The organism is Yersinia rochesterensis (assembly GCF_003600645.1).
GTDB lineage: Bacteria > Pseudomonadota > Gammaproteobacteria > Enterobacterales > Enterobacteriaceae > Yersinia > Yersinia rochesterensis.
In genome coordinates this window covers 955,151-978,874 of record NZ_CP032482.1, presented here as the reverse complement: position 1 = coordinate 978,874, position 23,724 = coordinate 955,151, and the positions used below count along the sequence as shown (strand labels likewise).

Below are 23,724 nucleotides of genomic sequence, written 5' to 3'. Positions count from 1 at the left end.
TACATCATTAAGAATTTATGAGGATAATCATGTCGATAGCCCCTTATCTTGCAGCCGCCATTCAGTTTGAACCCCTCATGTTTGCCAAAGAGGCAAATGTGCAGCAGTTATTGGCATTGGTAGAACAGGCGGCACAAAAAGGTGCTCGCCTGATTACTACCCCCGAAATGGCGACCACCGGCTACTGTTGGTTTGACCGACAGGAAATCGCGCCAATGGTCGAAACCGTTCCCGGCGAAAGCACCGCCCGATTCACTGAATTAGCCCAACGTTATCAATGCTATATCGTGTTAGGAATGCCGGAGGTAGACCCGCAAACCGCGCTGTATTACAACAGTGCGGTACTCATCGGGCCGCATGGGGTCATTGGTTGCCATCGCAAAAGTCATCCTTATATTTCAGAACCTAAATGGGCCGCAGCAGGGGATGTCGGGCATCAAGTGTTTGATACGCCGCTGGGGCGTATTGGCATGTTGGTCTGTATGGATATTCACTTTCCCGAAACCGCCCGTTTGCTGGCGCTGGATGGCGCTGATGTAATTTGCCATATCAGCAATTGGCTGGCGGAGCGCACACCCGCACCTTACTGGATCAGCCGAGCCATGGAAAATGGCTGCTATTTACTGGAAAGCAATCGCTGGGGGCTAGAGCGCGGAGTCCAATTTAGCGGCGGTAGCTGCATTATTGAACCTGATGGCAACATTGCAGCAGTGGTGGATGACGGCAACGGAATAGCTTATGCCGAAGTTGATATCAGCCGCAGCCGCCAGCGCCAGGTCTTGGGCGAATTGGTGTTTGAGCAGCGCCGCCCTGACTATTATCACTCACTATTAAGTGACAGTTTTTTATGGAATCCGCAGGATTTCTTTGGGCTTTACGGGCAGCAGCCTTTGCCTGCGGGCAAACAGAGCCGCATCACGGTGGCGCAGTTCTGCTCAACTGAACAGGTAGAGGACAATCTGGCGACCATTACCGCCATGACAGAAAACGCCGTTTTACAACAAGGTAGCGAACTAATTGTCTTCCCGGAATTAGCCCTGACCGGCTATCACGCAGGCGCGGCTGATGCTCAAACACCAGAAAGCCCAGCCGTGCAGGCGTTAGCTCGCCTGGCTATGAAATTGCGGGTCTATCTGGTGGTGGGGATGGCCGAAAAACAGCAGGATAAAAACTACAACACACAGGTTTTGTTTGGGCCAGAGGGGATAATCGGCACTTATCGGCAAATCCATCTTTCTCAACAAAATCAACAGTGGGCCAGCGCAGGGGAATACTGGCGGGTGTTTGATACGGCGCTCGGCAGGGTCGGATTGCTATTGGGCCATGATGCTTTGTTACCTGAATCAGCGCGCATTTTGGCCCTGATGGGTTGCGATATTATCGCCTGTTCCGCCGCCCTGCCGGCCGGTTTTACTGCCGCGCATAAGGGCAGTGCTGTGGTGCAAAATTACCCCATTCCGACTGGAGCCGACCCACTGCACTGGCACTTATTCAGAACCCGCGCAGGGGAAAATAATCTTTATCTGGCCTTTGCTAATGTCGTCGATGACATCAATGAGCGCGGGGGATATAGCGGAGTATTCGGGCCAGAAACCTTTACTTTTCCACGGCTTGAGCGGCTGCTTTGGCAAGAAACGCAAGCCGTCACACAGACAATTGATACTCGCTCACTCGCGGGCAGCCCCTACCCTACCAATGTGGTGCGCCGTAAAGATTTGGTCGCCATGCGCCAGCCCCATCACTATAAACCGCTGCTGAATTAAGCCTCTGCCCAGATAACTCTCGGCTAATTATCGCCGGGAGTTATTCTGCAATAGACTTTATTTGCACATATGTGCAAATCCCACACTATTACGCAAAATAAAAATGTGATAAAAATCGAATATTTGTTCGGAATAAAGTAGACCGACACAAAAACCGCTTTTCCAATTATGTAATATAAATCATACCATTAAAGATAATTGCACAGATGTGCGATATCTGAAGTTAATTTAAAGATGATAATTAGTGGATTATTGTACTATTGTAATGAGATTCATTATTTTATGCTTTTGACTTAAAAAATAGAAAGTGATTATATCAAGTCATAGATAACTTAATGAAATCTGCACAAATGTGCAAGAGGCTGAAATGGAAAAGAGCGATGATCTGCGCCTGATGGTGAAAGTTGCACAAATGTATTATGAGCAAAATTTCACACAAGCTGAGATAGCGCGGGCGCTGGGGATTTACCGCACCAGCATCAGCCGAATGCTCAAAAAAGTACGCGAACAAGGCATTGTCACTATTTCAATCAACTATAACTATAACGAAAATTTGTTGTTGGAACAGCAGTTGAAATCGCGCTTTAAATTACGTGAGGCAATTGTTGTTTCTTGCGAACAGGACTCATCGCCAGAAAATCAACTAATACTGATGGCAAAACAGTGCAGCGCATTACTGAATAGAATTATTGAAAATGGCGATATTCTGGGCTTCTCCTGGGGCAGTGCGATTGCCACACTGGTTGAGCAGATGGATACCTCGTCGGTATCGCGCCAATTAACCTGTATTCCTATGGTTGGCGGCCCTTCAGGTAAGTTGGAAAGCCGCTTTCATGTTAATACGCTGGTCTACAGCGCTGCGATGAAATTAAAAGGCGAGTCATTGTTGATCGATTTCCCGGCCATTCTGGAAGAAAGTGTTATCCGCGATGGCATTGTGCAATCTCAGCATTATCAGGCGATTGCTGATTATTGGCAGCGGTTGGATATCGCTATATTCGGTATTGGCTCTCCCAATATTTCGGGAAACTCTACCTGGCGCGCTTTTTATGGTAGCGATGTTATTGACCACTTTAATGACCGGCAGGTCGCCGGGGATATCTGCTCGCGCTTTTATGATTTACAAGGTAATCAGGTAGAAACTTATATCTCGGATAAAACCATTACTATTCAATTAGACAAAATTAAGAAAGCCCGTTATTCCATTGGAATTGCACACTCTCACGATAAAATCAGCGGAATCATCGGCGCGATTAAAGGAAAGTATATTAATAGTCTGGTGACTACCAAAGAAACTGCCGAGGAGATATTAAAACTCACGGCGTAATTTATTCATTAATAATGACTATGGGGTTAACGCCCCCTTAATACCTAAAGACCCTTTAACAAATCATACTTTCGGTATGTGGCCGAGTATTATCCAAAATTAGATAGACAGGGGAATATTATGAGCGATTGGCTAAATTTAAAAGATAAAGTGGTTATTGTCACCGGTGGTGCGTCAGGGATTGGTTATGCCATTGTAGAAGAATTACTGACGGCGGGAGCCAAAGTACAATTAGCTGATGTTAATCCACTTGAGGGTGAGATTAAAAATAATCCGCAATTGAATTTTATTCAGTTGGATATTTCTGACCGTAATAGCGTACAAGCCGCAATAGATAATATTTTGGCTCAACACGGGCATATTGATGCGCTGGTCAACAATGCGGGGATTAATCTCCCACGACTGTTGGTCGATCCCAAGCAAAGTCATAGCCAATATGAACTGAAAGATAATGAATTTGAAAAAATGGTTAATGTGAATCAGAAAGGGGTCTATCTGATGTCACAAGCTGTAGCACGCAATATGATAGAAAATAAAAACGGCGTCATTATTAACCTCACCTCAGAAAGCGGATTGGAAGGTTCAGAAGGCCAAAGTTGCTATGCCGCGACTAAAGCCGCGCTATACAGCTTTACCCGCTCATGGGCCAAAGAACTGGGGAAATACGGTATCCGCGTAGTGGGTGTCGCACCCGGCATTTTAGAAAAAACCGGTTTGCGCACTCTCGATTATGAAGAAGCACTGGCCTACACCCGCAATATCACCGTCGAACAATTGCGCGACGGTTATACCAAGAATGCCATTCCAATTGGCCGGGCAGGGAAACTCTCTGAAATTGCTGATTTCGTCACTTACCTATTATCCGAACGCGCCAGCTATATCACTGGTGTGACCTATAACATTGCCGGCGGCAAAACTCGCGGTTAACAGGAGGCATAATGGTTAATGTCATTTTTTGTGGTCACGGTGACTTAGCGGTTTCAATGCTCAACTCCGTCAATATGGTGTATGGCGAAACACAGAATATTACCCCGCTGCTATTTAACCGAGGCGAAAACGCCGAAGACTTAGTGAAGAAAATGCAGGATGTCATGGCAAAAAATCACAATGACGCCTGGCTAATTGCGGTGGATTTACAAGGTGGCAGCCCTTATAACGCCGCCGCGCGTCTGGCATTCAGTGATAATCGAATTCAAGTCATCAGCGGATTATCTTTGCCATTGGCATTGGAAATTGCTGATAACCAGCAAGTGATGGCGGCGGAAGAACTGACGGACTATTTACTCGATATCGGCACACAGTGCGTGCAGTCATTCCGACACCAACAAAATAGCGAAGAAGAAGAGGCCGACTTTATATGAAAATCAATCTGGCAAGAATTGACGACCGGCTGATTCATGGTCAGGTCACCACGGTTTGGGCCAAAGAAGCCAAAGCCGAGCGTATTATTATTTGTAGCGACGAAGTTTATAACGATGAAATCCGGAAAACATTATTAAAACAGGCCGCACCACCGGGAATCAAAGTGAATGTCGTTAATATTGAAAAGGCGGTGGCAGTTTATCACAACCCGAATTATATCAACGACACAGTTTTTTATTTATTCACCAATCCAAATGATGTTTTACGATTGGTAGATCAGGGCGTGAAAATTTCCGTGATTAATATTGGCGGCATGGCCTTTAAACAAGGAAAAACACAATTAACCAAAGCAGTATCAGTGGATAAAAATGATATTAACGCCTTTTATGCATTAGCTGAACGTGGTGTTCATTTAGATTTACGAGTAGTCACTTCCGATCCTGATGTGGATGTGATTAAAAAACTACGTGAGTTGGAGTCTAAATAACGGCACGTCAATTAATAGACAAATAATAACTCAGGTTTTATTAAACATTTAAATCCTATTACTTAACCTGGGCAATACAACTATTTAATTATAGTCCACGACTATAGCAGTGATGACCGCGTTGTATTGTCCAAAGGGGTCCACCATGGAAATAAGTTTACTACAAATAATCTTAATCTTTATTTTCTCATGCATTGCCGGTATCGGCAGCGTGCTGGATGAATTCCAAACTCACCGGCCATTAATCGCCTGCACTATTACTGGTTTAATTCTTGGCGATATGACCACCGGCGTTATCCTCGGCGGTACGTTGGAGTTAATCGCCCTTGGTTGGATGAATGTGGGTGCCGCGCAATCTCCCGACTCTGCGCTCGCCAGTATTATCGCCACCATTCTGGTGATTGTCGGCCATCAGAATATTGCCACCGGGATCGCCATTGCCCTGCCGGTAGCCGCTGCTGGCCAAGTATTGACGGTCTTTGCCCGCACCATCACTGTAGCGTTCCAGCACGCAGCTGACCGAGCCGCGGAAACAGCCAATTTCGCCATGATTGATTTTATGCATGTATCGGCATTGTTGGTTCAGGCCATGCGAGTTGCCATTCCGGTATTGATCGTGTCTATCTTTGTCAGCGCCGATACCGTTAGCCATATGCTCAGTGCTATTCCAACGGTAGTGACCCATGGGTTGCAAATTGCGGGCGGATTTATCGTGGTGGTCGGCTACGCCATGGTGCTCAACATGATGGGCGTGAAATACCTTATGCCCTTCTTCTTCCTCGGTTTTATTGTCGGAGGCTATCTCGGTTTCAGCCTGCTCGCATTCGGCGGCATCGGTCTGATTATTGCCTTGCTGTATATCCAGTTAAACCCGCTTTATCAGAAACCGGCAGCAGCTGTAGCCCAAGCCAACCAAGCCAAACTTGATGAATTAGAAGATTAGGAGACGCCGACATGACCACATTAAACAAACGATTAACCCGGTCTGATCTGTTTAAAATGTTTTTACGCAGTAACTTGCAACAGGCCTCTTTTAACTATGAACGTATTCACGGCCTGGGTTTCTGCTACGACATGGTACCCGCCATTAAGCGCTTGTATCCGCTAAAAGAAGACCAAATTGCCGCCCTGAAACGCCATTTAGTGTTCTTTAACACCACTCCAGCAGTTTGTGGGCCAGTAATTGGCGTCACCGCCGCGATGGAAGAGGCGCGAGCCAATGGTGCGGATATTGATGAAGGGGCAATCAATAGCTTGAAAATCGGGCTGATGGGGCCGCTGGCTGGGGTCGGTGACCCGTTGATTTGGGGGACTTTGCGCCCAATCACAGCCGCTTTGGGAGCCTCGCTGGCACTGAGTGGTAATGTGCTAGGGCCGATTCTGTTCTTCCTTTCCTTTAATTCTGTGCGCCTGGCGCTGAAATGGTTCGGTCTGCAATACGGTTTCAACAAGGGCATCAATATCGTCAAAGATCTTGGCGGGAATTTGCTGCAAAAACTGACCGAGGGCGCATCCATTTTGGGCTTGTTTATCATGGGGGTATTGGTCACCAAATGGACCAGTATCAATGTGCCGCTGGTGATATCGAAAACGCCGGGTCACGACGGCACCACTGTGACCATGACGGTGCAGAATATTCTGGATCAGCTTTGCCCAGGTTTGCTGGCGCTGGGGCTTACCCTGTTAATGATGCGTTTACTCAAGCGCAAAATTAACCCTATTTGGCTCATCTTCTCCCTGTTTGGCCTCGGAATTTTGGGCTCATGGCTTGGCATTCTTTCCTGATTAATGCCGGGAGGTTTTTTATTCTATTTGAAGTTTTTTATTCGATCGGCTGTTTTGTATTTACAAATAATTGAGGTGGTTCCAAATGAAAACTAAAGCACTGCGTTTATATGGCAAGAATGACCTGCGGCTGGAAAGCTTCGACTTACCGGAAATAGGCGATGATGAAATTCTGGCCACTGTCGTGACTGACAGTATTTGTCTCTCTTCATGGAAAGAAGCCAATTTGGGCGCTGACCATAAAAAAGTGCCGGATAATGTGGCAGAAAATCCGATTATTATTGGTCATGAATTTTGTGGCGATATTTTGCAAGTTGGTAAGAAGTGGCAGCATAAATTCAAACCCGGCAGCCGTTATGTGATTCAGGCTAATCTGCAATTACCCGACCGCCCAGATTGTCCCGGCTATTCTTTCCCTTATGTAGGCGGTGAAGCCACTCATGTGGTTATTCCCAATGAAGTTATGGAGCAAGATTGCTTGCTGCCATATGAAGGCGAAAGTTATTTTGAAGGTTCATTGGTAGAGCCACTGTCTTGTGTTATCGGTGCATTTAATGCCAATTACCATCTGGTTCCCGGCACTTATCAGCATAAAATGGGGATAAAACCCGGTGGTAATGTATTAATTCTGGGTGGCACCGGCCCGATGGGATTATTAGCCATTGATTACGCGTTGCATGGACCCGTTAATCCGCAATTATTGGTTATTACCGATCGCCACCAGCAAAAGCTGGATTATGCCGCCCGCTTATATCCGAGCGAGCCGCAGACTCAAGTGCATTATCTGAATACCAAACACACTGATGATCAGTTTGAACGTTTAATGGCACTGACGGAGGGCAAAGGTTATGACGATATCTTCGTTTTCGTCCCTTCAGCTGAGTTGGTCACATTAGCTTCAAGCCTATTAGCTCCGGATGGCTGCTTTAATTTCTTTGCTGGCCCGCAGGATAAGAATTTTATGGCGTCGGTTAATTTCTACGACCTCCATTACTCCTTTACCCATTATGTCGGCACCTCAGGCGGTAATACCGACGACATGCGCGAAGCGGTGAAGTTAATTGAAGCGAAGAAAGTGAACGCGGGGAAAGTGGTATCTCACATTCTCGGGCTAAATGATGCGGCGGAAACCACCTTGAATTTACCGCAAATTATCGGCGGTAAAAAGTTGGTTTATACCGGCAAAAATATGCCCCTGACCTCATTAAGTGAACTGATGAGTACCGAGCAAGATTCGCCGTTATTACAGGAACTGCAAGTCATTTTGCGCGAAACTGATGGATTGTGGTCAAAAGCCGCCGAAGATTTTGTCCTGGCGCACGCCCAAGAGATTTAACCTGCCAATCAAGGGCGGTTGATATCATAACCGCCCTCAACTCACTCCGGCAGATGTTTTGCCGTCGATTCATCGGTAGTCGCATCATTGGCTACCGCATTGAGCAACACATCCAACAGGCCGGGGAAGCGGGCATCAATATCATCGCGCCGTAATGATAACAAACTCTCGCGACCACAAGGCCGTTGCCAGATAACACCACTTTCCCGCAATACACGCCAATGATGTGTCAGGGTAGATTTAGATAAACCTTGCACCAAAGTGCCACAGGCATGTTCACCACCCGCAGCCAATCTACGCACCACCGCCAACCGCAGTGGATTACCTAAAGCCGTCAGCACATTTTCCAGCCGGATCTGCTCACGCTCAGGATGATTTGCAATCATAGTGTTCCTATTAATAAGTCACAGACGACGAACAAATTCCCCGTCAAACTGCCAGATTCGACCATATAAAACGACCCTTAGCGGGCGGCAATATAGCCTATACTCCATTTTGGCCCTACTAAAAATTCTAATGCAATGATGACCCCCCCCCCTCAACCATTGCTCAACACTATTATTGCACAGTTTCAGAACAAATAATTAAATTGTACGTGTATATTCGTACAGTGAGATTATACTAGTGGCGATCAAGTGATCATTAGCAGCAATGCTGAACTTAAACCAAACTCACAACTTCCCGGTAGGGCATAACACCGCCCACCCCGAAATTGCCATTATCATTAAGGACTTAATATGGCACGTAAAACTCCTATCGAGCGCTATCGCAACATTGGTATCTCCGCCCACATCGACGCCGGCAAAACCACCACCACCGAGCGTATTTTGTTCTATACCGGCGTCAGTCATAAGCTGGGTGAAGTGCATGATGGCGGCGCGACTACTGACTGGATGGCACAGGAGCAGGAACGTGGCATTACCATTACATCGGCTGCCGTGACCTGTTTCTGGAAAGGGATGGACGGAACCTTACCCGATCACCGCATCAACATTATCGACACCCCCGGACACGTGGATTTCACGATAGAAGTGGAGCGTTCCATGCGGGTGCTTGATGGTGCGGTCATGGTGTATGACGCGGTCGGTGGCGTGCAGCCACAATCCGAAACTGTCTGGCGTCAGGCCAATAAATATCGTGTTCCACGTTTAGCATTCGTTAATAAAATGGACCGCCCCGGCGCTGATTTTTTCCGCGTCCGCCAGATGATGATTGATCGTCTGAAAGCCAATCCAGTGCCCATTGTGATCCCCATCGGCAGTGAAGAGCACTTCACCGGCGTGGTAGATTTGCGCCTGATGCGCGCCATTATCTGGGATGAAGCTTCTCAGGGCATGACGTTTAGCTATGAACCCATCCCAGAAAACTTGCTGGCGACCGCCAATGAATGGCGCGAGAAAATGGTCTCCGAGGCGGCTGAAGCTTCTGAAGCACTGATGACCGAATATCTGGAAACCGGCGACCTGACGGTGGATGAAATTACCCAAGGTCTGCGCATCCGGACTATTGCCGGTGAAATTCAACCGATGATGTGCGGCAGTGCTTTTAAGAACAAAGGTGTGCAGCGCATGTTGGATGCAGTGGTTGAACTGATGCCATCGCCAATAGATATTCCGCCGGTCAGCGGCACAGATGAAGACGGTAATGAAGTGAGCCGCAAGGCCGATGATAATGAAAAATTCTCGGCGCTGGCGTTCAAATTGATGACCGACCCCTATGTCGGCCAGCTGACTTTCGTGCGCGTCTACTCAGGTGTATTGAGCAAAGGCGACAGTGTTTACAACCCGATTCGCGGCAAAAAAGAACGTATTGGCCGTATTGTTCAGATGCATGCCAATAACCGGATTGAAGTGGATGAAATCCGCGCCGGTGATATCGCCGCCTGTGTCGGCTTGAAGGATGTCACCACTGGGGAAACCCTGTGTGACCCAGATGCGGTAATTACGCTGGTGCGAATGGAATTCCCTGAGCCGGTAATTTCACAAGCGATTGAACCTAAGACCAAGGCCGATCAAGAGAAAATGGGGCTGGCACTGCAACGTCTGGCATCGGAAGATCCGTCATTCCGTATCCGGACTGACGAGGAGTCCGGCCAGACCATTATCTCCGGCATGGGTGAATTGCATCTGGAGATCATTGTCGACCGCATGAAACGCGAGTTCGGTGTGGAAGCCAATATCGGTAAACCACAAGTCACTTACCGCGAAACCGTGCGCAAGACCGTCACAGATGTTGAAGGCAAATTTGTTCGTCAATCCGGCGGTAAAGGGCAATACGGCCATGTGGTCTTTACTCTCGAACCGCAGGCTCCGGGCAGCGGCTTTGCTTTTGTTGATGCGACTAAAGGCGGTGTAGTGCCGCGTGAATATATCGGTGCCGTAGAAAAAGGCGTACTGGAAGCCACCAATACCGGGGTTCTGGCCGGTTATCCGGTGGTGGATGTGAAAGTGACCTTGACGTTCGGTTCTTATCACGAAGTGGACTCATCGGAACTGGCGTTTAAAATGGCCGCCATCTTTGGTTTTAAAGAAGCGGTTAAGCGCGCCTCACCGGTGATCCTCGAGCCAGTGATGAGCGTCGAAGTGGAAACACCAGAAGAATATGCCGGTAATGTGATGGGCGACCTTTCCTCTCGCCGTGGCTTGGTGCAAGGCATGGAAGAGATGGTCGGTGGCGGGAAAATCATCCGGGCGGAAGTGCCGTTATCAGAAATGTTCGGTTATTCCACCGTGTTGCGTTCCATGTCACAGGGGCGCGCGACTTATACTATGGAATTCAAGCATTACGCTGAAGCACCACGTAATGTGGCCGATGCCATTATTGCCGCACGAGGCACTAAAGCCTAACTCTGCCCTACATGTAAAATAACAAACCAAGCCGCCAGTGGATCATGTTTCCGCTGGCGGTTTTTTATTGGCGAGCCACTTTATTATCAACTAAATAGCAACCCGGCGGCAGATCTCCACCCCTTTATCACTCGGCAGATGATAATAATTGGTCACATGAATGAAATTTCTGACCATGAAAGCAAAGCTGCTCCGTTCCAATGCGGGTAATCACCTGCCATCCTCACGGCCCACAATGGTTTTATGACCTGAAAAATAAGTCACATCATCCAGTTCAAACTGACAATCCATATCAGTAATGCCTTGTAATAACGCCGGAATATACGGCCATTCCATAAAACCGTACTGTGCGGTGCCGCGCCAATAACTCGGCGTTTGCTCAGTAATTACCAGCAGCTCTCTTATTCCATAGGCAAAGACTATCTCAATGATAGGCAAAGCTGCTCCAGTAGCTTGATAAAAGTCAACCATCCCTCAGCACAACCCAGAGATAATCCCATTAAATAAATAAGGTTATTAGCAGGGTAAATACATAAATGTGAAAGCGAATACCGCTTTCCACACAACAAAGGAGTGCTGCTGTGATAAGAAAATGGCTAATTGGCGGAGGTATATTAGTAATTGCAGGTTATCTGGGCGTAGCAGGTTATATCTACATGACGGATAACGCACGCAGTAACACATTAATCAACGGGGAAAAAAAACGATCTCAGGATACATCCCCCTCGGCAAGCAATACAAAAATAACTAACCAACAAATCAGCAATCTGTTTTATCAAAAGGGTTGCGATTATTGCCATACCAGCAGTGCATCTCTGCCTTTTTATGCTGCGATCCCAGGCGTGAAACAATTAATGGATTACGATATTCAACAAGGTAGCCAATATTTCTCACTGGAACCGACCTTATTGGCGATTAAAGAAAATCACGCAGTACCGGAGGCTGATTTAGCAAAAATCGAATCGGCCATTGCTCGCGAACAAATGCCACCACAGCGTTTTGCTGTTTTACACTGGGCTTCAGGTCTCAATGTTGAAGAAAGAAATCAGATTCTTGATTGGGTGAAAGCACAGCGGGCGGAACATTTCCCCTCCACCAGCAGCAGCGACATGCAACATCTGACATTACAACCGCTGCCAGATGCCTTGCCCATCGATAGTCAAAAAGTGGCATTGGGTTCCCGCCTCTTCCACGATCCACGGTTGTCCAGCGATAACACCGTCTCCTGCGCCAGTTGCCACCTGCTCTCTAAAGGTGGGGTCGATAATTTGGCGACCTCAACCGGCGTTGATGGTCAGAAAGGCGGAATAAATGCGCCAACAGTCTTCAATGCCGTGTTCAATGTGAATCAATTCTGGGATGGTCGCGCCGTTGATTTACAGCAACAGGCTGGTGGGCCACCATTGAATCCGGTGGAAATGGCATCAGCCTCGTGGGCTGACATTATTAATAAACTGCAACAGGATGCACAATTAACACAGGAGTTTGTTCAAGTTTATCCGCAAGGCTATTCCGAGCACACTATTACTGATGCTATTGCTGAGTTTGAGAAAACGCTGACCACGCCGAATAGTCCTTTTGATCGCTATTTGAAAGGCGATGTTAATGCTCTGACTGCCAGCCAAAAAAACGGCCTAGCTTTATTCCAGCAAAATAAATGTGACACTTGCCACGTGGGTAAAAATATTGGTGGGCAGTCCTATGACCTCATGGGATTAAAAAATAATTACTTTGCAGATCGCTCAAAAGAGCTGACAACCGATGACCAAGGACGTTTTAATGTCACTAAAGATCCCCGTGATATGCACCGTTTTAAAACACCGGGCCTGCGGAACATTGCTTTGACAGCACCTTATTTCCACGATGCACAAGCCGAAGATTTAAATCAGGCTGTTGAAATGATGTTGAAATATCAAGTGGGGACTAGCCTGCCACCGCAAGACGTCAAAGATATCGTCGCCTTCCTTGAAAGCCTAACTGGGGAATATATTCCACATCAATAGTCGTGATTAATATCAAAAAACGGCCAATCCAGAAAAACATCCGTAGTGTCGATAAACTACGGATGTTTCACTCATAAAATCATTGATTAAAAATAAGACATCACGTTATTCTCATTTTGAATTTTATAAAAAAGCAGGAATAAAATGAAGAAATTACCTCTGGGAATTATGGTCGTAGCATTAATTAGCAGCCAACCGCTTTTAGCGAAAAATTGGCAAGAAATAAAACAAAGTGGGGAATTACGGATTGGTGTTCCCGGTGACTACGCCCCTTTGGCCTTTCATAATAAACAGGGGGAATTGATTGGTTACGATATTGATATGGCAAAATCCCTGGGCGAAAGTCTGAAGCTTAAAGTCAATTTTGTACCAAGTAGTTGGCCAACACTTTCTGAAGATTTAGCGGCAGACAAGTTTGATATCGCGATGGGTGGCGTCACAGAAACACCCGGCCGCGCAGCGCAATTCTCATTATCCAGCCCGGTGGTGAAGAACGGCAAAATTGCCTTAGCTAATTGCCAGCAATCCAAAAAATTCCCCACATTGGCGGCGATTGATCGCGAAGCGGTGAAAGTTATTGTCAATCCAGGTGGTACCAATCAATCGTTTGTCGATGCCAATATCAAGCAAGCCCAAATCATCCGAACCCAAGATAACGTGGCTAATTTGCAGGGAGTCCGAGATCAAAGTGCGGATATTATGTTTACTGACTTAATCGAAGGGGATTATTACCAGAGCAAAGAGCCTGGCGTATTTTGTGTCGCAACACCGGAAATATTACCCGGCACCGGCAGCTACAAAGTGTATATGATGGCGAAAGATAATCAGCCATTATTGAAAGAAGTCAATCAGTGGCTGGCAGGTGAGACAAAATCCACATTAGCGCATAAATGGAATATATCCGAGTAGCGACTTTTGATTGCCAGCGCATATGGGCTGGCAATAGCCTATGACTTTGATGACATTGCCATCCATGGCAACTTTCATCACGCCGTTAACCCACCATCCAACACCAAGGTCTGGCCAGTCATATAGCGGCTATCATTACCGACCATAAAAGCACTGACACGAGCAACTTCCTGCGCACTTCCCAAACGCCGTAAAGGTATTTGTTTACGCAATCCTTTTAAGGCATCGGCAGGCATGTCGCGCGTCATATCGCTGTCGATCACCCCCGGCAATAGGCAGTTAACTCGAATATTAAAGCGGCCCATCTCAAGCGCCAGTGAGCGGCCAAGGCCAATCATCGCCGCTTTACTGGCACCATAAGCGCTCTGGCCGATATTGCCTTTTATCGCGGTCACTGAGGACATCAGCAACACGGCACCTTCGCCCTGCATCATCATTGCTGGCAAAACATGCTTATTCCAGTAGAAAACCGCATTAAGATTAGTATCCAGCACATTGCGCCAGTTATCACCATTCTGCTGAATATGTAAGCTGTCACCGGTAATACCGGCATTATGAATTACCGCGCCGGGTGGGCCATACTTCTCTAACAATTGCGGCGCAAGTGCATCGACATCCGCTTCATTGCTGCCGTCACAGCGATAGCTGGTCACCTTACCGGGCAACCCTTCACAGCTGTCGATAACATCGCGGCTCTGTTGCTCACCATTGCGCCAGGTAAACACCACATTCCACTCTTTAGCCAGTTCTTCGACCAAAGCGCGACCAATACCACGGCTGCCGCCGGTAATTAACACCCATTGCTTGCTCATAATATTATTTCTTTTGCTCGGCCAACTTCTGGCAAAGCTCTCCTAAAGTCATGTCCGGATTTTCCATAAACATTTCAGCATTCAGCGTCGCGCCGAATTCGCGCTTTGCCAGCACCATCAATTCGACATAATCCAGACTGTCGAGTTTTAACTGATGCAGTGGCATTTCAGGTGATAATGCAGACATCTCTAAGTCTTTGGCGTCACACAACATTTCACATACAGTGTCATAAACGTGTTGATACTTTTCCATGATCTTATCCTTTTTTAATGCGCGGCTAACGGCCACGTTTTCAATGTTACAGCTGTGGTAATTAATGGCCCTAAGTCGGAACGGGCCGCAATAGCCGCGCGCAATACCCAGCCATCAGTCGGGTTGCCGACAATCAGTGTCGGCTCGATGGCGTAGTGCAATGCACTGCGGACAAATAGATTCGGGTTATTGATGCGCAGTAAATCTGCACTGAAATGCACATCATGGTGAGTTTGGATAACCGGCACATACTTGAAAACATCAATCAAAGTTTCCGCCTCAATCCCCGGTAATACCTGTTTGGCGGTGGCCAGTGTTTGCGGCGCGGCAACCAGCAATTTAAATAGCAGGGCATCAAAAAATCCCCAGCATTCAGCCGGTTGTGATGCGTCACCCAGGAATTGCTGGCTTGACTGGAAAACCTCGTCCGCAGACAAAGATGCCCACTGTTCGTTGTCAGTTTGTACCAGTGCGGGCGCACTGCGCAGCTTGCCGTTAAAGCAATTCTCACCGCTGCTAATATCAATCAGATTGCCACTCACCTGCTCTGGCATTTGACTGACTTGTAGCTGATACGGCATATGGCACTGTACCGGTTGACGTAAGCGGGCGTTAAAACGTAGAAACTCCACTGGCGGCAATATCGGCAATAACGCCGTGCTGAGCTGATACTTGATATCCAGCATGGCGCGCATCCCGTGGACAGTCAGTTGTTCCTGCCCCAAATGCTGTGCATGTTGCAGATCAAAATGGATCGGGTTGTAATCGCCGGAAAACTCCGCCCAACGCTCCGCATCACTGAGGTTATAGTTATAGTTGTAGTTAAAAATCGAGTTAAACGTCGTGTTAACAGTCATGCTTAATCCAACCCGATAACCAATGCGGCATTCGCGCCACCAAAGCCGAAACTCAGGTTTAGCGTGTTGCGCAAAACTTTTGGCCGATGCCCTTCGCTGATGTAATCAAGGTCACATTGCGGGTCAGCATTTTTCAGATTACAAGTCGCGGGCATTATCTGATGCGCCAACGCTTGCAGACAAATAATGGATTCAAAGCTGCCCGCCGCCGCAATCAAATGGCCGGAATAGGATTTGGTGCTGGACAGTGGCGTAGTATAAGCCGCAGCGCCAAAGGCCTGTTTAATGGATTGGGTTTCATTCAGGTCATTAAGCTGAGTCGAGGTGCCGTGCAAGTTCACGTAATCAATCTCGTCGGCGCTCAAACCCGCTTGCTGCAAGGCATGCTGAATAGTTTTCACCCGAGCAACCCTGTCTTCCGCCGGTGCAGTGAAATCAAAGGCATCGGAATAGTTACCGTAACCTTTAATTTCGCCGAGAATGTTGGCACCACGAGCAATCGCCCCTTCCCGCTCTTCCAGACACAATACCGCCGCGCCTTCGGATAATACAAAGCCGTTTCGGTCCAAACTGAATGGGCAGCTGGCTTTGCTGGCATCTTCTTGCTCGCGCGCCAATGCACCTAAAATATCGATATTCCACACTGCTGCATCACTGCGTAGAGATTCACCCGCTCCCGCCAACATCATTGATGCTCGCCCGCTACGGATGATTTCAAATGCATCGCCGATCGCAATGGTGCCGGTCGCACAGGCAGCAATCGGGGAATTCTGATAGCCGCGCAATCCCCAGTACAAACTACAGGCGGCGGTACCGGCATTCGGCATCGACAAGAAACAGCCGAACGGCGTGCCCAGCCCGGTTTCCAGATAGCCTTCATAGTTATCGTGGGTTTCATCCTGCCCGGCCCAGCCGCTGCCGATAATGGTGCCGCAATCGAGCAAATCATAATAATCTGCAACAGATTTCTCAGCGAACGCCATCTGCATCGCTTCGCGGGCAGCGGCCAATGCCAACCGGGCATAGCGCGGCAGGCGGCGGCGTATGGCCGCTGGAACTGACTTCAAATTGGGTTCCGCATCCAACAGGCCAAAAAAGCGCGATTTAATGCCCTGCTCGGATTTATCGTAATAGCGATAACCTAATTTGTTATCCATAATGGCGGCCCAGCTTTGCTGCGCAGTCATGCCCAGAGGAGTTACCGAGCCGTAACCGGTGACAACAACCCGGCGCTGTTTAACTGTGTTCGTCATGATTTAATTCCTTTACTGTCCCTGCTGTTATCAACACCGCCACCTAATGCTAACCACAATTTCATGGTGGCATTCAGATAGTTATATTGAAGTTCGAGCAAACTGGTTTCACTGGTCAGCAGGGCATCCTGCGCATCCAGTAAGGTCTGAAATGAAACGGCACCTGCTTGATACTGGCTGTTCGTCAGGCTAAGCCGACGCTGGCTGAGTTGCAGGTTCTGCCACTGATTCTGTTTTTGTTGCTGATAACTCAACCGCCCTATCATGGCGTCGTCGACATCTTTCAGTGCGCTGTAGACTTTGGTGCGGAAATCGACAGCGGCTAATTTCACATCCAGCTTTGACTGGTCGATGGTGAGCTGCACCGTATTCCACTGCAAGAAAGGCAGCGCACTGTTGACACTGAGTGTCCGGCTCGGGTTACTAAACCATTGCGAAAACACCGAGTTACCGGCGTCCAATGCGGCCCCCAGCGAAAGTGTCGGGTAGAAATTCAGTTTTGCCACATCAGACCCGGCTAAAGCGGCGCGCAAACGCCACTCGGCAGCCTGTACATCCGGGCGCTGGGCAATAACTTCTAGCGGTAAACTGGCGGCAATCGGCACCTGTTGCTGTAAATCCAATGACTGGCGCTCCGCCTGACGATAATTAGGGGCGCGGTTAAACAGCAACGCCATGGCGTTACGCGCAACTTCGCGCTGCTGCTCGATATTTTGATACTGATTTTGCCTGTCCAGCAAAGCTTGCTGCGCCTGCAACAGCTCGATTTCACTGGCATCCCCCGCCTTCAGTCGCGCGCTCACAATTTTGAGAGTGTCTTGCGAGATAGCCAGCGCCGTCTGTTGGTAACCTAACTGCTGGTTAAATTTCGCAATCTGCCAATAAAGATCGGCCGTGGTTCCAATCAATAACAGGGCAGTGACCTGCCGATCCTGTTCAGTGGCATTGACCAACCAGGCGGATTGCTCACGAGCGCGGGCCAGTTTGCCCCACAAATCCAGCTCGTAACTCAACCCAAACGAGGTGTTATAGTTTTCACGCGGCTCGGTATTCTCATTCAGAGATCGGGTGTTACTCCCCCCTCCAGTCAAGGTGACATTCGGGGTCATATTGGTATTGGTCAGCCCAGCCGTCAAACGCGCTTGCTGTAACTTCAAGCCCGCAGTGGTCAAGTCATTATTACTGACCAACATGCGGCTGATGCTTTCTGACAATTGTGGGTCGTCGAAATTTTCCCACCAGTGCACACTGTGATGCAGGTAACTGCTGCCACTGTCTTTAATCCGCCATTCGTCGGGGATTGACACCATCGGGCGCTGATAGTCACTTTTCAGTAATGCGCCGCAGCCCGCTAGCACCAAGCTGGTCATTAGCACTAAGCTTTTAAATAACATGGTGTTAATTAATCTTTTCATTCTCGTGCCAATGCCTCAGTGGGGTGCAAACGAGCGGCATTGCGCGCTGGGAAAAAGCCAAAACCTAACCCGATAAGTGCAGAGAAACTGCACGCCATCACTAACGGCGGCCAGGTGAAAATCATGGTGAATTCTTGGGTAACCCACGAGAAAACCACCCCCGCCAACGCGGAGCCAACAATACCAATCAAGCCACCGAGGGTGCAGATAACCACCGCCTCAATCAGGAACTGGGTCATGATGTCACTCGGGCGGGCACCTACCGACAGGCGGATACCGATTTCATGGGTGCGCTCAGTCACCGACACCAACATGATATTCATCACGCCCACCCCACCCACCAGCAGTGAAATCGCGGCGATGGAGGTGATCAGCAGCGTCATCGAATCAGAGGTTTTCTGAATCGCTCGGTTCATCTGGTCATTGCTCAGAATGAAAAAGTCCCGCTGACCATGCGCCCTGTCCAGCACCTTTTCGATATCGCGCTGCACTTCATTCAAGCTGTAGTTTTCACCAATCTGCACAGCTATAGATTCCAGCGGAATATCACCCGAAATACGCTCAGAGAGAGAGGTATAGGGCATCCAGGCCGTCAATAATCCGCCATAGGACGAACCGGCGCGCTTAGCAACACCAATCACCCGCAAGGGGATGCCGTCCAGTTGGACAATTTCGCCAATAGGATTTTGCCCGGCAGCAAACAGGGTATCGCTAAGCTCGGGTTGCAAAATAACCACCGGCTCGCGGGCATTAACATGCTGTTGTCTAAGGCTATCGCCGGTCATAATATTCAGCCCGCTCGCCTTGAAGAAACCCTGGCCGACCCCGGAGAGCAAAATCATCACTTGTTTGTCCCCATGAATCGCCGTCACCGTTTTACTGACCACTGGCGACAGGTTCTCGACATAGGGCTGGCGGCTGAGTAAATCGACATCCGCCACACTGAGGGCGCGCTCAAAATCAGGGCGCGGCTTATCCCAGCCAAGTCCTGGGCGAATTTCCATGTTACTGACACCCAGCTGGCTGATTTCACTCAGGATTTCCTGACGAGCACCTTCCCCGACCGCCATGGAAGAAACCACCGACGAAATACCGATAATGATGCCCAGCATAGATAAAAAGGCGCGAATTCGGTGACCCAGTAGGGCGCGCCACGCCATCTTGATAGCTTCTCTCACACTCAACCACCAGTGTGGGCGGCCCGTGGCAACCGGGTTAGGTAACGCGGCGTGAATGGCGGTTGTGCCGATAGCCTCATTATTGCGATCTGCAATGATTTCACCGTCACTAATCTCGATGATACGCTGCGCCTGATTGGCGATATTGCGGTCATGAGTCACGATAATAATGGTGTGGCCAGACTGGTGTAGGCCGTGCAAAATGCCCATCAGCTCCTGCCCGCTGGCGCTGTCGAGTGCGCCGGTCGGCTCATCGGCCAGAATAATCCCGGCACCATTCATCAGCGCGCGGGCAATACTCACCCGCTGCTGTTGCCCGCCCGACAACTGTGCCGGTTTGTGCAACAAATGCTGGCCCAGCCCCAGACGGCGTAACAAATAAGCTGCGCGCTCCTGACGTTCGGCGGTGGTCATCGCGGTATAAAGTGCCGGGATCACCACATTCTCCATTGCCGTGAGATACGGCATCAGATGATAGCGCTGAAAAATAAAACCAATGTATTGGCTGCGTAATTGCGCCAACTGTTCACTGCTGGCCTGCCGCGTCGGGATGTTGTGGATTGACATCTCGCCCTGCGTCGGTTTATCCAGACAGCCGATGATATTCATCAGCGTCGATTTACCCGAGCCGGAAGCCCCAATAATCGCCACCATTTCGCCACTGTGAATTGACAGCGAAATATCCTTAAGCACCGCCACCGACTCTGTGCCGGACGTAAAATGACGATAAATCCCCTTGAGTTGAATCAATGGGTTGCGGTTAGCATCAGCGGTATGAACAGCATTAATCTGCATTGTTAGCTCCCGACGGCATCCCCGTCAGCACGACCTGTTCACCCGGTTCCAGCCCCTCTTTTACTTCGGCATATTGGTCATTACGCAAGCCGAGCAACACCCAACGCACCGTGGTTTTCTGGCCTTTACTGCCGCCATTTTGACTCACAACGACGCGATAGCGTTTATCCGACTGTTGCTCACCAAGAGCCGCCAGCGGCACCCGCAGCACATTTTTTGCCTGTGCGGTAATGATGAATACTTGCGCAGTCATTGAGGTGCGTAATAACCGCTCACTGTTGGCGATATTGAATATGCCATTGTAATAAACCGCTGAAGGTTGCTGGTTTGTCTGTGGCACGGTGCTGTCTTCGCGCAAACTGTCGGTAGAGGCCGCCTGGATAGCCCCCATCTGGCTTTCATAGCGGCGCTCGGGGTCAGCCACCACATAGAACCACAATGGCTGCCCAACACTGACTTTAAGAATGTCGGTTTCTGAAATGCGGGTGTTGACCGTCATGGTATCGACATTCGCCAACACCAGAATGGTCGGGGCTGTCTGTGAGGAAACGATGGTTTGCCCCTCTTTGGTGACGATGCCCAACACTTCGCCGTCAATCGGCGCCATAATCCGAGTAAAAGCTAAATTAGCTTTTGCCGTTTCCCGTGCGACCTGACTTTGCTCAATCAAAGCTTCGTTAACACGTAATTGTGCTACCTGACTCTCGTATTGCGCCTGCGCTTTCTCTAGCGTACTTTTCACGCCCGCGTTTTCCGCGAGCAATGTTTGCTGACGGCGCAACTCCAACTGATATTGGCGTAGCAGAGCTTGAGCCACTTGTTTTTGCGCCTGCGCACTTTGTAATTCGGCTTCTGACTTGCGCAATTCATTCTGCTGCAAGGTCGGGTCAATCTCCGCCAACAGCTGACCACGGGTCACGCGGTCGCCCTGTTTGACATAAAGTTTGGTTAACTGCCCGTTAACCTGCGCGCCCACATTGACCTGTAATGACGGTTTTAAACTGCCGGTCGCCATGACGTACTTTTCAATATCACCGCGCCCAATGGTTTCGGTGAGCTGCGGGGCATCCTGCTGATTGCCCGATAATGACAGCGCAATCCCGCCGCCGATGACCAGCAACAACAGTAATGCCAGCGATAAACGCAGTTTCTTGTTCGTCATAGTGATACGCATCAGTTAACCGCCGCAGGTGTCAGGCGATTTGACGTCGCTGGCTGAGTAAAATGTGCCAACTGGCCATCATCCAAGCGGACAACCTTATCAAACAGCGGCAAGACACTTTCACTGTGGGTCACCGTTATCAATGTTTTCTGATATTCACGGCAATGGGCCAACAAAGCCTGCATCACCTGCTGGGCGGTGTCTTCGTCCAGATTGGCGGTGGGTTCATCCAGCACCAAAACCGGGCAATCGCTGTACATGGCGCGGGCCAGTAACAACCGCTGGCGTTGTCCCAAAGAGAGTGCGGCGTGGCTTTCACGCACCAGCGCACTGAGGCCGCCTGGCAACTTATTGATAACTGACGTTAATTGCAGCCCTTGTAATGAGCGCTCGATACGTTGAAGTTTATTGGTGTCCAGATTCCCATCAAACAAAGTGATGTTTTGTAATACCGAGGCATTAAACAGAATGTCTTCCTGACTTTGCAGGAAAAACAGCGCATGGGCCTGCTGGAAATCGACAGCTTCGCCATCGACCAATACCTGCCCTTGTTGTGGCGGCATCAATCCCGCCATCACTTTCAGCAAGGTACTTTTCCCGGCACCGGACTCACCGATGATCGCCACACTTTGCCCGCGTGTCAGTGACAACGACAAATCGCGCAATACCGGCTGGCTGGCGTCGTAGGCAAAACGAATATTCTGATAAACCAACTTATGTGCAAATGTGGGCGGCGCGGTTGGGATTGCTGAACTCTTCTCCGACGGCGTTGACTGCCCGGCAGGGAACAGGTCACGCGCGCGGATATCAATGACGTGCAACTGGTTTTTTTGCAAAATAGCGTAGAAAATTTTGGTGATGTACGAGGTGAAAATCTCGCGCACGAAACTGTAAGCAAAGAATTCGCCCAAGCTCAGTGTCCCCTGCTTCAACAATGGCAAAGCCAGCAGCATAAAGAACACCATTTCCAGACTGCCAATCAGCTGATACAGGCTATTTTTAACCTGATCGTAGATTTTCTTTTTCTGTAACGCCGTGAACAATGACAGCGCAAGGCCCGCAAACATCCCTTGGCGTTGGCTGGATAAACCGGCAGATTTAATGGTGGAAAAACCTTGAATGGTTTCCAGAATAAAATCACTTTGCTCAGCACTTTTCACCTGTAACTGCTGAGTGTAATAGCGGTCACGATAGATGGCCCAAATACTGATAAGCCCCATCAACATAACGCCGATAGCAGACACCATCGCCAACAGTGGGCTCATATAGCACATCACTGCCAGCGCGATGGCACCGATTATCCAGTCGGTACGCAGGCCGTTATCCAGCTCTATTTTTTGGGTTGCGGCCATCTGCCAGTTCGAGAATCGGCTGAAGATGTCACCCGGCGCTCGCTTATCAAAGAAGTTAAGCGAGTGACTTAGTAAGCGGGAGAAACCGGCGACGCTGTTAAGCACCACAAAGTGTTTGATATAACGCTCGGTGATGTATCGCACGCAAAAAGCGAGTGAAGTGGACACCACAAACGCCAGGAGAAAATAGAAATAAGGGAAATCTTTATCGCCCGCCGAAGAAAACACGTCATTAATGGCGCTACTGACCATGGTCGGCATAATAAACAGTGTCAGGGAGATAAGAAATGCCAGCGTCATCAGCCAGTAAATACCCCGAACACTGGCGGTTTCTTTCAAACTCATGCAGTCGAGCGCACTGAGCCGCTTGCTGTGTTCAATCTTCTTCGCCGCTTCAGGGTCCGCAGGTGTTTCTGAGTCAAGCACCAGTGCGTAGCCGCTGATTTCTGCTTTTAATGCATCCATCGGCAATAATTGCTGCCCGATAGCCGGGTTCATGACACAGACGTAATTGCCTTTACGGTAGGCGAGCAAGACATAATGGTTTGCGCCATAGTGCAAAATGGCCGGTAGCGGTAAAGCCGACAATTCCTGATGTTCAAATACCACCGGATAAGCCGGTATGGCCAACTCAGATAAAATAGTACAAAGCGTAGCCAGTGACGTGCCGTGTGCAGAGGCAGGATAGCGCTCCCGTAAGCTTTCCAGTGGTGCGTTAATGCCTTGCGTCTGTGCCAGCATCGCAATACAGGCCAAACCACACTCATTGGTTTCGCTTTGAAAAACTAACGTTGGGATTATCTTTTCCATTTTCTACTATTCTTTGTAA

Annotated in this window: 21 protein-coding genes; 11 read left to right on the top strand and 10 right to left on the bottom strand. The window is 49.0% G+C overall.

The features are described from left to right. Window positions 1–29: 29 nt before the first annotated feature. From DXZ79_RS04525 to DXZ79_RS04490, 8 genes are all read left to right on the top strand, one after another. Window positions 30–1,763: a nitrilase-related carbon-nitrogen hydrolase gene (locus tag DXZ79_RS04525; protein WP_038635884.1), complete on the top strand. Its 1,734-nt coding sequence runs from the start codon at window positions 30–32 to the stop codon at window positions 1,761–1,763. Window positions 1,764–2,130: 367 nt separating this feature from the next. Further along, window positions 2,131–3,090: a sugar-binding transcriptional regulator gene (locus DXZ79_RS04520; protein WP_038635887.1), complete on the top strand. Its 960-nt coding sequence runs from the start codon at window positions 2,131–2,133 to the stop codon at window positions 3,088–3,090. 120 nt (window positions 3,091–3,210) lie between these two features. Continuing rightward, window positions 3,211–4,017 (top strand): SDR family oxidoreductase, encoded by an 807-nt coding sequence (locus DXZ79_RS04515; RefSeq protein ID WP_032819215.1) that lies wholly within the window; start codon window positions 3,211–3,213, stop codon window positions 4,015–4,017. A gap of 11 nt (window positions 4,018–4,028) precedes the next feature. Further along, window positions 4,029–4,451, top strand: coding sequence for a PTS sugar transporter subunit IIA (locus tag DXZ79_RS04510; RefSeq protein ID WP_004389159.1), 423 nt, complete (start codon window positions 4,029–4,031; stop codon window positions 4,449–4,451). Further along, entirely contained in the window at window positions 4,448–4,939 is a 492-nt protein-coding gene (locus tag DXZ79_RS04505; RefSeq protein ID WP_032819212.1) for a mannose/fructose/sorbose PTS transporter subunit IIB, read from the top strand. Before DXZ79_RS04510 ends, DXZ79_RS04505 begins: the two co-directional genes overlap by 4 nt. Window positions 4,940–5,084: 145 nt before the next feature. Then, window positions 5,085–5,882 carry a PTS mannose/fructose/sorbose transporter subunit IIC gene (locus tag DXZ79_RS04500; RefSeq protein ID WP_004389157.1) on the top strand — a complete coding sequence of 266 codons (798 nt, stop codon included), beginning with the start codon at window positions 5,085–5,087 and terminating at the stop codon, window positions 5,880–5,882. Window positions 5,883–5,893: 11 nt separating this feature from the next. Next, complete coding sequence (locus DXZ79_RS04495; protein ID WP_032819211.1) at window positions 5,894–6,724, top strand: PTS system mannose/fructose/sorbose family transporter subunit IID; 831 nt, start codon at window positions 5,894–5,896, stop codon at window positions 6,722–6,724. Between the two features lie 85 nt (window positions 6,725–6,809). Continuing rightward, on the top strand, window positions 6,810–8,060 hold the full coding sequence (locus tag DXZ79_RS04490) for a zinc-binding dehydrogenase (RefSeq protein WP_004389155.1): 1,251 nt from the start codon (window positions 6,810–6,812) through the stop codon (window positions 8,058–8,060). Window positions 8,061–8,101: 41 nt separating this feature from the next. On the opposite strand, the gene DXZ79_RS04485 is transcribed toward DXZ79_RS04490, so the two are convergent. Then, complete coding sequence (locus tag DXZ79_RS04485) at window positions 8,102–8,446, bottom strand: ArsR/SmtB family transcription factor (protein WP_038635891.1); 345 nt, start codon at window positions 8,444–8,446, stop codon at window positions 8,102–8,104. A 351-nt stretch (window positions 8,447–8,797) separates the two neighbouring features. On the opposite strand from DXZ79_RS04485, the gene fusA reads away from it, so the two are divergent. Next, the gene (gene fusA, locus DXZ79_RS04480) at window positions 8,798–10,906 is read left to right on the top strand and encodes an elongation factor G (protein WP_120011131.1); all 2,109 of its coding nucleotides are present in this window, start codon (window positions 8,798–8,800) and stop codon (window positions 10,904–10,906) included. A gap of 210 nt (window positions 10,907–11,116) precedes the next feature. On the opposite strand, the gene DXZ79_RS04475 is transcribed toward fusA, so the two are convergent. After that, window positions 11,117–11,377 (bottom strand): KUP/HAK/KT family potassium transporter, encoded by a 261-nt coding sequence (locus DXZ79_RS04475; protein WP_038635896.1) that lies wholly within the window; start codon window positions 11,375–11,377, stop codon window positions 11,117–11,119. A 110-nt stretch (window positions 11,378–11,487) separates the two neighbouring features. Here DXZ79_RS04475 and DXZ79_RS04470 point away from each other — a divergent pair, with 110 nt between their 5' ends. Beyond that, complete coding sequence (locus DXZ79_RS04470) at window positions 11,488–12,909, top strand: cytochrome c peroxidase (protein WP_038635899.1); 1,422 nt, start codon at window positions 11,488–11,490, stop codon at window positions 12,907–12,909. A 144-nt stretch (window positions 12,910–13,053) separates the two neighbouring features. Beyond that, window positions 13,054–13,818: a transporter substrate-binding domain-containing protein gene (locus DXZ79_RS04465; protein WP_038635902.1), complete on the top strand. Its 765-nt coding sequence runs from the start codon at window positions 13,054–13,056 to the stop codon at window positions 13,816–13,818. Window positions 13,819–13,895: 77 nt separating this feature from the next. On the opposite strand, the gene DXZ79_RS04460 is transcribed toward DXZ79_RS04465, so the two are convergent. From DXZ79_RS04460 to DXZ79_RS04425, 8 genes are read right to left on the bottom strand one after another with little or no spacing between them, the layout of a single operon-like run. Then, window positions 13,896–14,630, bottom strand: a complete 735-nt coding sequence (locus DXZ79_RS04460) for an SDR family NAD(P)-dependent oxidoreductase (protein ID WP_038635906.1) — start codon at window positions 14,628–14,630, stop codon at window positions 13,896–13,898. Window positions 14,631–14,634: 4 nt separating this feature from the next. Next, on the bottom strand, window positions 14,635–14,883 hold the full coding sequence (locus tag DXZ79_RS04455) for an acyl carrier protein (RefSeq protein ID WP_038635910.1): 249 nt from the start codon (window positions 14,881–14,883) through the stop codon (window positions 14,635–14,637). Window positions 14,884–14,897: 14 nt separating this feature from the next. After that, the gene (locus tag DXZ79_RS04450) at window positions 14,898–15,740 is read right to left on the bottom strand and encodes a MaoC family dehydratase (RefSeq protein ID WP_038635913.1); all 843 of its coding nucleotides are present in this window, start codon (window positions 15,738–15,740) and stop codon (window positions 14,898–14,900) included. 2 nt (window positions 15,741–15,742) lie between these two features. Further along, on the bottom strand, window positions 15,743–16,993 hold the full coding sequence (locus tag DXZ79_RS04445; RefSeq protein ID WP_038635916.1) for a beta-ketoacyl-[acyl-carrier-protein] synthase family protein: 1,251 nt from the start codon (window positions 16,991–16,993) through the stop codon (window positions 15,743–15,745). Next, entirely contained in the window at window positions 16,990–18,408 is a 1,419-nt protein-coding gene (locus DXZ79_RS04440) for an efflux transporter outer membrane subunit (protein WP_230852402.1), read from the bottom strand. Before DXZ79_RS04440 ends, DXZ79_RS04445 begins: the two co-directional genes overlap by 4 nt. Continuing rightward, entirely contained in the window at window positions 18,405–20,381 is a 1,977-nt protein-coding gene (locus DXZ79_RS04435; protein ID WP_050292251.1) for an ABC transporter permease, read from the bottom strand. The genes DXZ79_RS04440 and DXZ79_RS04435 overlap by 4 nt, the downstream gene beginning before the upstream one ends. Continuing rightward, entirely contained in the window at window positions 20,371–21,555 is a 1,185-nt protein-coding gene (locus DXZ79_RS04430) for an efflux RND transporter periplasmic adaptor subunit (protein ID WP_050292252.1), read from the bottom strand. The genes DXZ79_RS04435 and DXZ79_RS04430 overlap by 11 nt, the downstream gene beginning before the upstream one ends. Then, a complete protein-coding gene (locus tag DXZ79_RS04425; protein ID WP_038635925.1) occupies window positions 21,555–23,705 on the bottom strand; it encodes a peptidase domain-containing ABC transporter in 2,151 nt (716 codons plus the stop codon). Before DXZ79_RS04425 ends, DXZ79_RS04430 begins: the two co-directional genes overlap by 1 nt. Window positions 23,706–23,724: the final 19 nt, after the last annotated feature.

Excerpts from the sequence above, each read along its gene's own strand:
- DXZ79_RS04495 (WP_032819211.1), top strand. The coding sequence starts at position 5,894 with ATGACCACATTAAACAAACGATTAACCCGGTCTGATCTGTTTAAAATG.
- DXZ79_RS04440 (WP_230852402.1), bottom strand. The coding sequence starts at position 18,408 with ATGAAAAGATTAATTAACACCATGTTATTTAAAAGCTTAGTGCTAATG.
- DXZ79_RS04525 (WP_038635884.1), top strand. The coding sequence starts at position 30 with ATGTCGATAGCCCCTTATCTTGCAGCCGCCATTCAGTTTGAACCCCTC.
- DXZ79_RS04460 (WP_038635906.1), bottom strand. The coding sequence starts at position 14,630 with ATGAGCAAGCAATGGGTGTTAATTACCGGCGGCAGCCGTGGTATTGGT.
- DXZ79_RS04510 (WP_004389159.1), top strand. The coding sequence starts at position 4,029 with ATGGTTAATGTCATTTTTTGTGGTCACGGTGACTTAGCGGTTTCAATG.
- DXZ79_RS04430 (WP_050292252.1), bottom strand. The coding sequence starts at position 21,555 with ATGCGTATCACTATGACGAACAAGAAACTGCGTTTATCGCTGGCATTA.
- DXZ79_RS04505 (WP_032819212.1), top strand. The coding sequence starts at position 4,448 with ATGAAAATCAATCTGGCAAGAATTGACGACCGGCTGATTCATGGTCAG.
- DXZ79_RS04435 (WP_050292251.1), bottom strand. The coding sequence starts at position 20,381 with ATGCAGATTAATGCTGTTCATACCGCTGATGCTAACCGCAACCCATTG.
- DXZ79_RS04450 (WP_038635913.1), bottom strand. The coding sequence starts at position 15,740 with ATGACTGTTAACACGACGTTTAACTCGATTTTTAACTACAACTATAAC.
- DXZ79_RS04475 (WP_038635896.1), bottom strand. The coding sequence starts at position 11,377 with ATGGTTGACTTTTATCAAGCTACTGGAGCAGCTTTGCCTATCATTGAG.
- DXZ79_RS04490 (WP_004389155.1), top strand. The coding sequence starts at position 6,810 with ATGAAAACTAAAGCACTGCGTTTATATGGCAAGAATGACCTGCGGCTG.
- DXZ79_RS04500 (WP_004389157.1), top strand. The coding sequence starts at position 5,085 with ATGGAAATAAGTTTACTACAAATAATCTTAATCTTTATTTTCTCATGC.
- DXZ79_RS04425 (WP_038635925.1), bottom strand. The coding sequence starts at position 23,705 with ATGGAAAAGATAATCCCAACGTTAGTTTTTCAAAGCGAAACCAATGAG.
- DXZ79_RS04455 (WP_038635910.1), bottom strand. The coding sequence starts at position 14,883 with ATGGAAAAGTATCAACACGTTTATGACACTGTATGTGAAATGTTGTGT.
- DXZ79_RS04515 (WP_032819215.1), top strand. The coding sequence starts at position 3,211 with ATGAGCGATTGGCTAAATTTAAAAGATAAAGTGGTTATTGTCACCGGT.
- fusA (WP_120011131.1), top strand. The coding sequence starts at position 8,798 with ATGGCACGTAAAACTCCTATCGAGCGCTATCGCAACATTGGTATCTCC.
- DXZ79_RS04485 (WP_038635891.1), bottom strand. The coding sequence starts at position 8,446 with ATGATTGCAAATCATCCTGAGCGTGAGCAGATCCGGCTGGAAAATGTG.
- DXZ79_RS04465 (WP_038635902.1), top strand. The coding sequence starts at position 13,054 with ATGAAGAAATTACCTCTGGGAATTATGGTCGTAGCATTAATTAGCAGC.
- DXZ79_RS04520 (WP_038635887.1), top strand. The coding sequence starts at position 2,131 with ATGGAAAAGAGCGATGATCTGCGCCTGATGGTGAAAGTTGCACAAATG.
- DXZ79_RS04445 (WP_038635916.1), bottom strand. The coding sequence starts at position 16,993 with ATGACGAACACAGTTAAACAGCGCCGGGTTGTTGTCACCGGTTACGGC.